Annotated in this window: 11 protein-coding genes; all 11 read left to right on the top strand. The window is 40.2% G+C overall.

Annotated features, from left to right (window positions below; translation table 11 throughout):
- The first annotated feature begins 28 nt into the window (after window positions 1–28).
- A complete protein-coding gene (locus F565_RS0100435; RefSeq protein WP_020211208.1) occupies window positions 29–856 on the top strand; it encodes a DUF4350 domain-containing protein in 828 nt (275 codons plus the stop codon).
- A 1-nt stretch (window position 857) separates the two neighbouring features.
- On the top strand, window positions 858–2,354 hold the full coding sequence (locus F565_RS0100430; RefSeq protein WP_020211207.1) for a tagaturonate reductase: 1,497 nt from the start codon (window positions 858–860) through the stop codon (window positions 2,352–2,354).
- 12 nt (window positions 2,355–2,366) lie between these two features.
- Window positions 2,367–4,004, top strand: a complete 1,638-nt coding sequence (locus F565_RS0100425) for a UxaA family hydrolase (protein ID WP_020211206.1) — start codon at window positions 2,367–2,369, stop codon at window positions 4,002–4,004.
- 221 nt (window positions 4,005–4,225) lie between these two features.
- On the top strand, window positions 4,226–6,031 hold the full coding sequence (locus tag F565_RS0100420) for a rhamnogalacturonan lyase (RefSeq protein WP_020211205.1): 1,806 nt from the start codon (window positions 4,226–4,228) through the stop codon (window positions 6,029–6,031).
- A 6-nt stretch (window positions 6,032–6,037) separates the two neighbouring features.
- Window positions 6,038–6,823: a rhamnogalacturonan acetylesterase gene (locus F565_RS0100415; RefSeq protein ID WP_020211204.1), complete on the top strand. Its 786-nt coding sequence runs from the start codon at window positions 6,038–6,040 to the stop codon at window positions 6,821–6,823.
- 25 nt (window positions 6,824–6,848) lie between these two features.
- A complete protein-coding gene (locus F565_RS0100410) occupies window positions 6,849–8,009 on the top strand; it encodes a glycoside hydrolase family 88/105 protein (protein ID WP_020211203.1) in 1,161 nt (386 codons plus the stop codon).
- Window positions 8,010–8,230: 221 nt separating this feature from the next.
- Complete coding sequence (rhaT, locus tag F565_RS0100405; protein WP_020211202.1) at window positions 8,231–9,319, top strand: L-rhamnose/proton symporter RhaT; 1,089 nt, start codon at window positions 8,231–8,233, stop codon at window positions 9,317–9,319.
- Between the two features lie 8 nt (window positions 9,320–9,327).
- Complete coding sequence (rhaM, locus tag F565_RS0100400) at window positions 9,328–9,642, top strand: L-rhamnose mutarotase (RefSeq protein ID WP_026299791.1); 315 nt, start codon at window positions 9,328–9,330, stop codon at window positions 9,640–9,642.
- Between the two features lie 159 nt (window positions 9,643–9,801).
- Complete coding sequence (locus F565_RS0100395) at window positions 9,802–11,898, top strand: bifunctional rhamnulose-1-phosphate aldolase/short-chain dehydrogenase (RefSeq protein ID WP_020211200.1); 2,097 nt, start codon at window positions 9,802–9,804, stop codon at window positions 11,896–11,898.
- An 11-nt stretch (window positions 11,899–11,909) separates the two neighbouring features.
- Window positions 11,910–13,190: a sugar isomerase gene (locus F565_RS0100390; protein WP_020211199.1), complete on the top strand. Its 1,281-nt coding sequence runs from the start codon at window positions 11,910–11,912 to the stop codon at window positions 13,188–13,190.
- A gap of 11 nt (window positions 13,191–13,201) precedes the next feature.
- Window positions 13,202–14,578 (top strand): FGGY-family carbohydrate kinase, encoded by a 1,377-nt coding sequence (locus tag F565_RS0100385; RefSeq protein WP_020211198.1) that lies wholly within the window; start codon window positions 13,202–13,204, stop codon window positions 14,576–14,578.
- Window positions 14,579–14,634: the final 56 nt, after the last annotated feature.

Here is a 14,634-nt window from a genome sequence, read left to right as displayed (position 1 = left end):
ACAATAGCAATTTAAAAGATAAAAGAATATGATAAATTATCAACACAAAATTAAGGTACTGGCATCTGTTTGCGGCATGTTTTTGTTACCGCAGCTTTTTCCTAACCACATTAATGAGTCTAAAATTGCAGGTAAAGAAAAAACTGTTGTGTTAGATTATTATTACAATAATGAGTGGAAAAAAGATGCTGAAGGAAAAGAAATCCGTTGGCACTATACGTGGGAAGATACTACCTTTGGGGGCTACTCGGTATTAGGAGATATGTTTAAAAAGCAGAATGCAAAAATAACATCGCTGGAAAATAAACCAACAGCGGCTAATTTAAAAAATGCTTCTGTATACATTATAGTAGACCCTGATACGGAGAAAGAAACTGCAAAGCCAAATTTTATGGATGCAGAAGCGGCAGAATCTATTGCTGAATGGGTTAAAAAAGGTGGCGTCCTGGTATTGCTTACCAACGATAGCGGTAATGCAGAATTAAAGAATTTTAATAAACTATCAGAAAAATTTGGTATTCATTTTAATGAAGACAGCCACAACCGCGTGCAAAAAGATGCCTTTGAGCAGGGTGCTGTAATAACTCCGGAAGGGCATGAGATATTTGGCACTTCTAAAAAATTATATGTAAAAGAATACAGTTCGCTAAATATCAGCAGCCCTGCCAAAACAGTTTTAAAAAGCGGAGACAACAACCTTATGGCTGTGGCAAAATATGGTAAGGGTACTGTATTTGCACTGGGAGACCCGTGGATTTACAATGAATATGTGGGCGGCAAAAAGATGCCTGCCGAATTCCAAAATTATGCAGCAGCAGAAGAATGGGTAAAATGGTTACTGAAACAAACTAAATAATATGCAACTATCTAAACACACATTAAAAAATATTGAAGCAAAACCGGGTATCGAAATTCCGGATGAGAAATTACTTTCCCTGCCGGAAAAGGTGTTACAATTTGGCACAGGGGTTTTGCTTCGCGGATTGCCTGATTATTTTATAGATAAAGCTAACAAACAGGGTATATTTAACGGCCGTGTGGTAATTGTAAAATCTACAGATGGCAGCAATGATGAGTTTGCACAGCAGGATGGTTTGTATACTGTAAGTGTTCGCGGACTGGAGAACGGCCAGGAAGTTAAGGAAGATATCATCAACGCATCGGTTAGCCGTGTTCTTGCTGCAAAATCAAATTGGGCAGAGATTTTAAAATGTGCACACAATAGCGAGATGACCATTGTGCTATCTAACACTACAGAAGTAGGTATACAATATGTAGAAGAAAATGTGCTTGAAGGCTCACCATCGTCATTCCCGGGTAAGTTGCTGGCATTTTTACACGAGCGTTATAAAGCGTTTAACGGATCTGAAGATAGTGGTATGGTGATCGTACCTACAGAGCTGGTTACAGATAATGGTGATAAATTAAAAGGTATAATAACAGAGTTAGCCAACTATAACAAATTAGACGGTGCCTTTATTAACTGGTTAGAGAAAAACAATACATTTTGCAATTCTCTTGTAGACAGGATAGTACCTGGAAAACCTTCAGGTAAAGATTTAGCTGAACTGGAAGCCTCATTAGGTTATACAGACGCTTTATTGACCATGAGCGAACCCTTCAGGTTGTGGGCAATAGAAGGTAATGATAAGGTAAAAGAAGTATTGTCTTTTTATAAAATTGACGATGCTGTAAAAATTGAACCGGACATTACTTTGTTTAAAGAATTAAAGCTAAGAATACTTAATGGTACACATACCTTTAATTGCGGTACAGCATTTTTAAGCGGCTTTAATTTAACAAGGGAAGCTGTGGGCGATGTGCAGTTTAGTGTATTTGCTAAACAGCTTATGAAGCAAATAAGCGACGCAATACCTTATGATATTGCTGAAAACGTAAAAGCGGCTTTTGTAAAAAACACCTTTGAGCGTTTTTGTAACCCGTTTATAAACCATCAATGGCAAAGTATAACTACGCAATATACCTCTAAAATGAATATGCGTAATGTACCGTTACTGATTAGCCATTACAAAAAATTCAATTCGGTACCTCAATATATGGGTACGGGGTTTGCCGCTTATCTTTTGTATATGAAAGTGGTAAAAAAGGATGGCGATAAATACTATGGCGAAAGAAACGGCGAGCTGTATGAAATTAAAGATGATGCAGCAGACTACTTTTATAATGTATGGCAAAAAAAAGATGCCGCCCATGTGCCAGAATTAGTACTTGAAAATGAGGCTTTTTGGGGTACAGACCTTACCCAGTTACCTGGCTTTTTAGCCTTTGTAAAAACTCAATTAAAAAATATAATTGCCAATGGCGCTTTGCAAACTGTGGCAGCGCTTAACTAAGTAAAATAATACATGGCACACAAGGTATTGAAAGTTAATAGTAAGGATAATGTTATAGTGGCGTTATCTAATTTAACAAAAGGGGAAACTATTTCTTTTGAGGGGCATGATTATGTAATGCAGGAAAATATACCTGCAAAGCATAAATTTTACATGCAGGATATGCAGCCCGCAGATGAAGTGATAATGTATGGTGTGCTTGTAGGTAAAATTCAGGAACCGGTAAAAGCCGGTAACAGGATGAGTACAGAAAACCTTAAGCACGCGGCAGAGCCTTATGGTTACAGAGAGGTTGATTATGAGTGGCATGCGCCCGATATTTCGGCATTTGCAGGAAAAACATTTAATGGCTACCGCCGTAGCGACGGCAGGGTGGGTACGGCTAACTATTGGTTGTTCATCCCTACAGTTTTTTGCGAAAACAGAAACCTCGATGTCATTCGGGAAGCAATGCACAATGAGTTAGGATACGCAGTAACAGATAAGTACAAGCAGTTTACGCATCAATTACTTGAAGCACATAACAGGGGAGAAACATTAGATACTATAGATCTTATGCCATCTTCTGTAACCCAGAGCAGGGCATTTAAAAATGTAGATGGTATCAAGTTCCTTAACCATCAGGGTGGCTGCGGTGGCATCCGCCAGGATGCAGCGGTGCTTAGTAAATTGCTCGCTGCCTATGCAGACCATCCTAACGTAGGTGGGGTAACGGTATTAAGCCTGGGGTGCCAAAACCTTCAGGTACATGATTTCATGGCCGACTTAAGGGCTCATAATCCAAACTTTGATAAACCACTGCATATTTTTGAACAACAGCAATCGCAAAGTGAGGAGCAACTCATTGCAACAGCCATACGGTCTACTTTTGAGGGTCTAACGCAGATAAATAAACTTGAACGTAAACCCGCACCGTTAAGTAAAATAAGCCTTGGCGTAAAATGCGGTGGCAGCGATGGTTTCAGCGGTATATCTGCTAATCCGGCTGTAGGATATTGTGCCGATTTACTTGTTGGCCTCGGCGGGCAGGTTTTACTGGCAGAATTTCCTGAGCTGTGTGGTGTAGAGCAGGAAATAATAGACAGGTCTGTTAACAAACCTACGGCTGAAAAATTTATCCACCTGATGCGCAGCTACGACAGGATTGTTACAAATGCAGGTTCGAGTTTTTCTATGAACCCGTCGCCCGGTAATATCAAGGACGGCCTGATAACCGATGCTATTAAGAGTGCCGGTGCTGCAAAAAAGGGAGGTACATCTCCGGTAGTAGATGTGCTTGATTATACTGAGCCTGCAACAAAGCCGGGGCTAAACCTGGTATGCACGCCGGGTAATGATGTAGAGGCTACTACAGGTAAAGCCGCAAGTGGCGCAACACTTATTTTATTTACTACAGGGTTGGGTACTCCCACAGGAAACCCGGTTTGCCCTGTAATTAAGGTATCTACAAACAGTAACCTTACAAAACGCATGAGCGATATTATAGATATTGACTGTGGCCCGGTAATAGAAGGAGAGAAAAGCATACAGCAAATGGGTGCAGAGATACTGGAGTATTGCATTAAGGCAGCAAGTGGCGAGGTTACTCCAAAAGCAGTATTACTTAACCAGGACGATTTCATTCCGTGGAAACGTGGGGTTTCCCTTTAATTGAGATAAATCCATAATTGGATTACGGGTTGTTTAATTATTTATAGCTGCTGGTATGTTCCGGCAGCTATAAATTCACATCATGAATTTCTATTCTAATTCAAACTAAAACATTTATTATGGCACCAACTATACCTTGTTTTCTAAATCGTTTTCGTAATCTGATTTGTTGTACAACGATATTTTTTATTGGCAGCAGCAGCCTTATGGCACAACGGCAAATGGAATATTTAAACAGGGGAGTTGTAGCTACTAATAGTAAAGAGGGCGTGTTTGTAAGTTGGCGGCTTTTAGGCACAGAAGACAGAAAAGCAGCTTTTAACCTTTACAGAGTAACCAATGACAAAGAAGTTAAGCTTAACAAAAAGCCGTTAACAGCAGGAACTAACTTTTTAGATACAGCTGCAGATAGCAAACAGGTAAACACCTATGTTGTAAAAACACTTTCGGGTAAAAAGGAGTTACCTGCAGATGGAGTTTTTATTTTAAAACAAGACCAGCCGGTTTATATTTCCATTCCGCTGCAAACACCTCAGGGATACTCGCCAAATGATGCTTCTGTAGCCGACCTTGATGGTGATGGCGAATATGAAATTATTTTACATCAGACAGGAAAAGCACATGATAATAGCCACAACGGCCCAACAGATGAACCCATATTTCAGGCGTATAAATTAGACGGTACTTTAATGTGGACTATTAATTTAGGTAAAAATATCCGCGAAGGCGCGCATTATACGCAATTAATAGTGTATGACCTTGATGGTGATGGCAAAGCAGAAATTGCCATGAAAACTGCCGACGGAACTAAAGATGGCAAGGGCAAAATTATTGGCGATGCCTCTAAAGATTTTAGAAATAACGATGGGCATATTTTAGAAGGCCCGGAATATCTAACCGTTTTTGATGGGCTAACCGGCGCCGAAGTGCATACCGTAAAATTTGTAGTACCCCGCCACCCTGACACAGATAACCCAACTACAGAACAGTTAAAGCAGGTTTGGGGAGATGGCAATGGCAACCGCAGTGACCGCTACCTTGCGGGAACAGCTTACTTAGATGGTAAATCGCCCAGCCTTATTATGGCGAGGGGTTATTACACCCGCACTGCCATTGCCGCATGGGATTTTAAAAATAAAAAACTAAGCCTGCGCTGGCTTTTTGACAGCGACAGCACAGAAGAAAATAAAAAATACAGGGGGCAGGGCAACCACAACCTTTCTATAACAGATGTGGACAACGATGGCAGGGATGAAATTGTATATGGCGCTATGACGGTAGATGACAACGGGACAGTGCTAAACAGCACAGGATATGGCCACGGCGATGCACTGCATGTAGGTGATCTTGACCCTACCCACCCGGGAATAGAGATATTTGATATTCAGGAACGCTTTGATGATGCAGGTATGCATTTTAGGGATGGCGCCACAGGTGAGGTACTTTGGAAAAAACCATCACTATCTAAAGCAGACAAAGGGCAGGGGCCCGGGCGTGGTCTTGCCATTAATGTAGATCCCCGTTACCCGGGATCGGAATGTTGGGCAATAAATGCAGGTATGAGCGGAATGTATGACAGTAAGGGGAACAGAATATCTGAATCGGCACCTGCATGTAATTTTGGTATTTACTGGGATGGCGACATGCTTAGTGAAATTCTTAACGGAACCGTTATTGATAAATGGGATTATATGGCTGATAAAACCAATACCCTGTTTGATGCTAAAGAGTATAATTGCGAATCTAACAACGGTACTAAAATGAATCCTGTACTATCTGCCGATTTATTTGGAGACTGGCGCGAAGAGGTAATTTACAGAACAACTGATAATAAGGAATTACGCATTTTTACCACAACCATTCCTACAGAGCACAGGCTTTATACTCTTATGCACAATCCACAATACAGGCAGAGTATAGCCTGGCAAAATGTTGCCTACAACCAGCCACCTCATACTGATTTTTATATGGATGAAAAAATGCCTGAACCACCGGTACCTAATATTGTTATTGTGAAAAAGAAATAATTACGCATGAAAATTACAAACCACTTTGTCACAACAGCAATATTATTGTTATCGGTATTCTGTCTGTCATTTAGTTCTTTTAAGGCTAAACCTACGCTGTACATTATTGGCGATTCTACCGTTAAAAACGGGTCAGGTAATGGGGCTGATTCGCTTTGGGGTTGGGGCAGCTTTATGGAGAAATATATAGATACGACTAAGATAGATATTCAAAACCATGCCATAGGAGGCCGTAGCAGCCGGACATTTCTTACTGATGGGCGATGGGATAAAATTTTGGAAACCCTAAAAAAAGATGATTATGTAATGATGCAGTTTGGCCATAACGATGGCGGCCCGCTTGATGATACCGCCCGTGCAAGAGGAACATTACAGGGCGTGGGCAATGACAGTACCGAGATTTTTAATCCTATAAGAAAAGTAAATGAGACAGTACACAGCTACGGTTGGTACATGAAAAAATATGCTAACGAAGCTAAAGCTAAAGGAGCTACGGTTATTATTTGTTCACCCGTACCACGATCTGACTTTAACGAAAAAGGCAAAATAGGGGTAGACAAATATGCCGCCTGGGCTAAAGATGTAGCGCAGCAAACAGACGCATATTTCATCCCTTTAAATGATTTGGTTATTGCAGAATATGAGAAAATAGGAATTGCGGCTACTAAAAGTTATTTCCCAAAAGACCATACACATACTAATAAAGCAGGTGCCCAACTTAATGCACAACTGGTTGTAAAGGGATTACAACAATTAAAGGGCTGTAAAGTAAATAAATATATAATAAAATAAGAGTACAAACTCATTAATTCAAACTATGAAATATAATTCTCTATTAAGTTTTATCGCTGCCGGTGTTCTTTTAACATCCTGTGGTTCTCAAAAAAGTACAACAGCATCAAACGAAAAAATTCCTGCTAAAAAAGATGTCCTTGAAGTAATGGAGAGGACAAATAATTATTTTATGCAAAAATGGCCAGACCCGGGCGCACCCACCTTTGGTGGTGGTAAAGAAAGGTCGAGCAATTTATGGACAAGGGCTGTGTATTACGAAGGCTTAATGGCAATGTATGCCGTAGACCCTAAAAAAGAATATCATGACTATGCCGTAAATTGGGGCGAAAGTCATAAATGGGGCTTAAGGGGCGGTATAGAAACCAGGCATGCCGATAACCATTGTGCGGGGCAAACGTATATAGACCTTTATGAAATTGATGGTAAAAAGAATCCTGAAAGAGTAAAGGATATTAAAGAATCTATAGACAGGATGATGGCTACAGATAAAGTAGATGACTGGACATGGATTGATGCTTTACAAATGGCTATGCCCGTTTATGCTAAACTGGGTAAGTTGTATAACGACCCTAAATACTATGAACGCAATTATGAAATGTACGCCTACACTAAAAATAAGCAGGGAGTAAACGGGCTTTACAATCCGGTAGATAAATTATGGTGGCGTGACAAAGATTTTGTGCCACCGTATAAAGAGCCTAATGGGCAGGATTGTTACTGGAGCCGTGGCGATGGCTGGGTAGTTGCCGCTTTAGTGCGCACTCTTGATATCACCCCAAAATCAGATCCGCATTATGCCGAGTATCTACAGGATTATAAAGATTTGCTATCGGCCCTGCCGGCTATACAACGTACCGATGGCCTATGGAATGCGAGCCTTCATGACCCAACTAATTTTGGGGGTAAAGAAATGACCGGCAGCGCCCTTTTTGTTTATGGCATGGCTTACGGAATAAACAAAGGTATAATAGATCGCAAAGTTTATTTACCAATAGTGCTTAAAGCCTGGGATGCTATAGTAAAAGATTGTGTACAGCCCAACGGATTTTTAGGATGGGTACAGGGCACCGGTAAAGAACCTAAAGACGGTCAGCCGCTATCGGTTTCTAAAGAACCTGATTTTGAAGATTACGGACTTGGATGCCTGCTACTTGCAGGTAGCGAGGTATATAAACTTAAATAAAAATCAATACCCCTAATATTTTGTATAAAAATTTTAGGGGTATTATATTAATATTGGATAGGGTGTTTAAAATTACACTAAGTGAAATTATATAAGATTAAAATTTTTAATAATATAATTTTACATGACACTGCATGACAGTGATTGATGTAATTATGGCTATTTTCACATTTTTAACAAGTGTAACCTGTAAAAGGTTATAATTACTAAAGATCATATTTATGGGAGCTCTTTTTGGCGTTCTTTTTCACTTAATCGGAGGGTTTGCTTCCGGTAGTTTTTATATTCCGTTTAAAAAAGTAAAAGGCTGGTCGTGGGAAACCTACTGGCTTATAGGTGGTATTTTTTCGTGGCTAATAGTTCCGCCATTAGCAGCATGGCTTACAATTCCTGGCTTTTGGAGTATTATTGCCAATGCAGATTCTTCTGTAATAAGCCTCGCATTTATATTCGGAATTTTATGGGGTGTAGGCGGCTTTACGTATGGCCTTGGTGTACGCTATCTTGGCGTGGCTTTAGGCAGTAGTGTTATCCTGGGTTTATGCATGGTTTTTGGTTCCTTACTTCCGTCTGTGTATTATGAATTTTATCCGCAGGCGGGTAAAGACGGTATAGGTGCAATAGTATCTTCTTCCTGGGGGCAAATGGTTTTACTTGGCCTGCTTATATGTGTTATAGGTATTGGTATATGTGGTAAAGCAGGTGTAATGAAGGAAAAACAACTAAGCACAGCCGGTACAGACCCTCACGGAGTCTCGGTTAAAACAGAATATAAATTTGGCTTAGGGCTTATTGTATCAATCATATCGGGTGTTCTTAGTGCCTGTTTTAATTTTGGATTAGAAGCAGGAAAACCAATGGCAGATATTGCAAACGAAGTTTGGAAAGCCTCAAATCCGGGGCAGGGGGAATTTTTGTTTCAAAATAATGTTACTTATATAGTAGTGCTTTGGGGTGGTTTGCTTAGTAATTTAATAGGCTGCCTTTTTCTTGCCATAAAAAATAAAACACTTGGCGATTATACTAAATCGGGCGTGCCTAAATTAAAGAATATTGTTTTTTGTGCCCTTGCAGGTACAACCTGGTTCTTGCAATTTTTCTTTTACGGAATGGGAGAGAGCCGCATGGGCAATGGCCCAAGTTCCTGGATACTGCACATGGCCTTTATTATATTTACAGCTAACGTTTGGGGTGTGGTTTTAAAAGAGTGGAAAGGTGTAAACAGTAAAACTGTATCTACAATATCATTAGGTATACTGGCAATTTTACTGTCGGTTATGGTAGTAGGCTACGGTAATTCATTAAAATAAAAATATCAATGAAACGATTAGCATCAAAAATGCAACTGCATAAAGGCTTTGAAGCAGAATATAAAAAGCGCCATGATGAATTGTGGCCGGAACTTAAAGAATTATTGAAACAAACAGGTGTAAGCGACTATTCTATTTTTTTAGACGAAACAACAAATAGCCTTTTTGCAACACTACTTGTTAGCGACAAATCTAAATTAAACGATTTGCCATCGCACCCTGTAATGCAAAAATGGTGGGCTTACATGAAAGATATTATGCAGAGTAACGAAGACAATTCGCCTGTAAGTACACCTCTTAAAGAAGTGTTTTACCTGCCGTAATACTGATGATTTATCAAATATAAACGGATAACACTTATATAATTGCTGCAATTTGTTTATTTTTTTTGCTTTTGGGCTGTACACTACAGGATACCCTATTTGTTAAATAAAGATACTTTTGGATGTAAATAATATTAAATCAAATCATCGTAATATATAATGGAAAAAACATTTCAATACGTAAATTATTTGTGGAATGAGCAAAAAGCGGCTGAGCTTGGCGATGACCAGGTTGCTTTGTTCCTGTACCGTTCTAACATCCTGGGCGCTGATTTAAGGATAACAAATTATGGTGGTGGTAATACCTCATGCAAAACAATAGAAAAAGACCCCCTTACAAATGAGGAAGTAGAAGTTATGTGGGTAAAAGGTTCGGGTGGAGACATAGGCACCCTTACCCGAAGCGGTATTGCAGGTTTGTACACCGGCAGGCTTCGCAATCTTAAAAATGTATACGGCGGCCTTGCCGATGAAGACCGTATGGTAGGCCTTTTTGACCATTGTATATTCGACCTTGCCAGTAAAGCACCCTCTATAGATACGCCATTACACGGACTGCTTCCGTTTAAACATATAGACCACTTACATCCTGATGCGCTTATTGCCGTAGCTGCTGCTAAAGACAGTGAGCAGGTAACCAAAGAAATTTGGGGCGATACTATGGGTTGGGTGCCATGGCAGCGCCCGGGTTTTGACCTTGGGCTTCAGCTTGAAAAATGCCTTGCCGATAATCCGGGTATAAGAGGTATTGTATTGGGTAGCCACGGTTTATTTACCTGGGGTGATACATCATACGAATGCTATATTAACAGCCTTGAAGTTATAGAAACGGCAAGTGCTTACATAGAAAAGAAAATAAAAGAAAAAGGCAGTGTTTTTGGCGGCCAGAAAATAGAAAGCTTACCGGCAGCTGAAAGGCTGGATAAAGCGGCTACACTAATGCCATTGCTGCGTGGGCTTGCTTCAAGTGAAAACAGGATGATAGGGCATTTTACCGATAGCGATATCGTTTTACAATATATAAACAGTAATGATCTGGAAAGGCTTGCACCAATGGGTACATCATGCCCGGACCATTTTTTACGTACTAAAATTCAGCCATTGGTGCTTAATTTAAGTACTGATGAAGATGTAAATAATACTGAAGAAGTACTTAAAAAACTTGAACCCGCTTTTGAACAGTACAGAAAGGAATATGCTGACTACTACAATACGTGTAAACATGCTAACAGCCCGGCAATGAGAGACCCTAATCCGGTTATTATTATCTATCCGGGAGTAGGTATGTTCAGCTTTGCAAAGGATAAGCAAACTACACGTGTAGCGAGCGAATTTTATGTAAATGCCATTAACGTAATGCGCGGTGCCGAAGCAATTACATCTTATACTTCATTGCCAAGGCAGGAAGCGTTTGATATTGAATACTGGCTGCTTGAAGAAGCAAAGCTTAGCCGTATGCCTGTCGAAAAACCATTAAGCCGCAAGATTGCTATTGTAACCGGTGGCGGTGGTGGTATAGGGAAGGCAATTGCCGATAAACTTGTGGCTGAAGGTGCAGTTGTTGTACTGGCAGACCTTAGTGATGAGGCTATTAAAACTGCTTTGGCTACTTATAAGAGAGATCAGGCCGATGGTGTTGTGTGCGATGTGTCTGATAAAGAGGCGGTGGCAGCAGCATTTAAAAAAGCTTCGTTATCTTTTGGTGGTATCGATATTATTATCCATTCGGCAGGGCTTGCTATTTCTAAACCATTAGAAGAAACTACCCTTAAAGACTGGGATATCCTGCAAAATGTACTCGTAAAAGGCCAGTTTTTAATGGCTCAGGAGGGTGTTGCCATATTGCGCAAGCAAAAACTTGGCGGTGATATTGTAAATATTGCCAGTAAGAACGGCCTTGTTGCCGGCCCTAACAATGTAGCTTATGGCACTGCAAAAGCAGCACAGCAGCACATGACACGCTTACTTGCTGCAGAACTTGCCGCAGACAAAATACGTGTGAACACAGTAAATCCTGACGGTGTTATTGTAGGCAGTAAAATATGGGAAGGCGAGTGGGCCGAAGGCCGCGCCAAAGCTTACGGAATTACTGTTGAAGAATTACCTGCGCATTACGCAAAAAGAAATTTATTAAACGAAATAATACTTCCGGACGATATAGCCAACGGTGTTTTTGCATGTGTGGCATTATTAGATAAAAGTACCGGTAACACTATAAATGTAGATGGCGGTATGGCTAATGCATTTGTACGTTAATATTAAATATTATGAAAATAACACAACAGCAAATTGCTGACCTTAATAAAAAGGAAGATTCTGTATTTACATCAGAGCTGGATTTGATAGCAAACCGCTTTGCAAAAAAAGGTGTAGATGTAAATGTCATTGTTAATAAAGTTGCTAAATTTCAGGTTGCAATACCAAGCTGGGCATTAGGCGCAGGAGGAACGCGTTTCGGGCGTTTTTCTTACGGTGGTGAGCCTGCAACTTTAGAGCAAAAGCTTGATGATATTGGTTTGCTTCATGCACTAACACAATCTGCTGGAGCGGTATCACTACACATTCCGTGGGACGTGCCGGAAGACTACAAAGCTATAAAAGAAGTAGCTGCAGGGCATGGGATTATTTTTGATGCGATGAACTCTAATACATTTCAGGACCAGCCGGGAGCAAAAGAAAGTTATAAGCACGGCTCGCTAAGCAGCACTGTAGATGCATCCCGCGATTATGCCATACAGCATAATCTTGATGTTATTAAAATAGGCGAGCAATTAGGGTCCAAAAGCCTTACTGTATGGCTTGCTGACGGTTCTAACTTTCCGGGACAGCGCAACTTCCAGACTGTTTTAAAACATACCGAGGACAGCCTTAAAGCCATCTACGCAGACCTGCCGGAAGAGTGGAAACTGTTTATAGAATACAAACCTTATGAACCTGCTTTTTACAGTACCGTTATACAGGACTGGGGTACATCGTTCATGCTTGCAAATGCCTGCGGAGATAAAGCCTATACTCTTGTAGACCTTGGCCATCACTTACCCAACACTAATATTGAACAAATTGTAGCTACCCTTATGCTAAAAGGCAAACTGGGCGGCTTTCATTTTAACGACAGTAAGTATGGCGATGATGACGTAACCGTAGGTTCTATTAAGCCTTACCCGTTATTCCTTATTTTTAACGAGTTGGTGTATGGTATAGAGAACAATCCGCAAAACCCCGACCTTGCCTGGATGATAGATGCCAGCCATAATACTAAAGATCCGTTAGAAGATTTAATACAATCGTTAGAAGCTATAAAAATTGCATATACACAGGCTTTGCTTGTAAACCAGGACGAACTTAGGGCAGCGCAACAGGACAATGATGTGGTAAAATGCCAGGAAATATTGCAGGATGCCTACCGTACCGATGTTCGCCCGATACTTAAGGCAGCACGCCAAAAAGCAGGTGGGGCAATAGATCCGTTAGCGGCATACCGTAGCCTTGCGGTTCGTAACGGACTTATTACAGAAAGAGGAACCAACAGTAAAGCTACAGGCTTGTAAATAAAGAAACAATGGTAAAAGTGAATGCCGTTTTTGATATTGGGAAGACCAATAAAAAATTCTTCCTTTTTGATGATAACTATAATGAGGTTCATAGGGAGTATGTAAACCTCCCGCTTACTGTAGACGAAGACGGTTTTGAAACGGAAGACCTTGAAGCCCTGCGCGGCTGGATAAAAAAAACCTTTGACACCATTCTTGAAAATCAGGGGTTTGATGTTAAAACGCTTAATTTTTCTTCTTACGGTGCGAGCCTCGTACATTTAGATTACAAAGGCAAAGCACTTACACCTTTATATAATTATACTAAAGAATTTCCTGAAGAAGTAACTAAAACATTCGCTGAAAAGCATGGCAATTTATTAACTGTTGCTGCTCAGACTGCTTCCCCTCAATCTGGTATGCTTAATAGCGGTATGCAGTTATTTTGGCTAAAGCAAACTAAGCCGGATGTTTTTAGTAAGATAAAATATAGTCTTCACCTGCCGCAATACCTGTCATTTTTGTTTACAGGTATTCCGGTAAGTGAGTATACAAGCATTGGCTGCCATACAAGCCTTTGGGACTATGATAGCGAAGATTATCATGCCTGGGTATATGCCGAAGGTATCGACAGGATATTGCCGCCCATAGTACCCACATCGGCAAGTATTAATACATCTTATAAAGACAAAAAGATTAAAATAGGTGTAGGTATACACGACAGTTCGTCGGCCTTACTACCCTATATTTTAAGCAAAAAAAAGCCGTTCCTGTTGCTCTCTACAGGAACATGGAGTATAGCATTAAACCCGTACAACTCTGAAAGCCTTACAGAAGCTGATATTAAGAACAACAGCCTTAATTATTTACGTATAGATGGCAAGCGTGTAAAAGCTTCCCGTTTTTTTATGGGCAACGAGTACCGCCTTCAGGTAGAAAAACTTACCGATTATTATAAAAAAGAATATGGCTATCATCTTGAAGTACAGTTTAATCAGGACATTTACTTAAAGCTTATAGAGAAGCCTAAAGTGTATTTCAAATTTGAAGGTATTTCATTGCAACGCCTGCCACAGGAAACAGATTTAGAGCATTTTGCTACTTTTGAAGAAGCCTATCACCAGCTTATGATAGAGCTTATGGAACTGCAAATAGATACCATAAGTAACGCTATAGGCAATAGTGAGATAAGGACTATATATATAGACGGCGGCTTTACAGATAATGATGTGTTTATGAAACTCATGTCGCACCATTTTAGTAATTTTAAAGTGTTGTCTACACAGTCGCCGTTAGGTTCGGCACTTGGGGCAGCCATGGTAATATCAGACAAGCAGGTAACCTCTAAATTCCTGAAAGAAAATTATAGAATGAAAAAGCTTGTACCACTTTTCTTTGACGTGTAACTATCGTTTTACTTTTATAATATCTATTTTCTGTTTTTTGTATAAAAGATAACATA

Origin of the sequence: Flavobacterium rivuli WB 3.3-2 = DSM 21788, from assembly GCF_000378485.1 — a bacterium.
GTDB lineage: Bacteria > Bacteroidota > Bacteroidia > Flavobacteriales > Flavobacteriaceae > Flavobacterium > Flavobacterium rivuli.
This window is presented reverse-complemented; position numbering and strand designations above follow the sequence as displayed.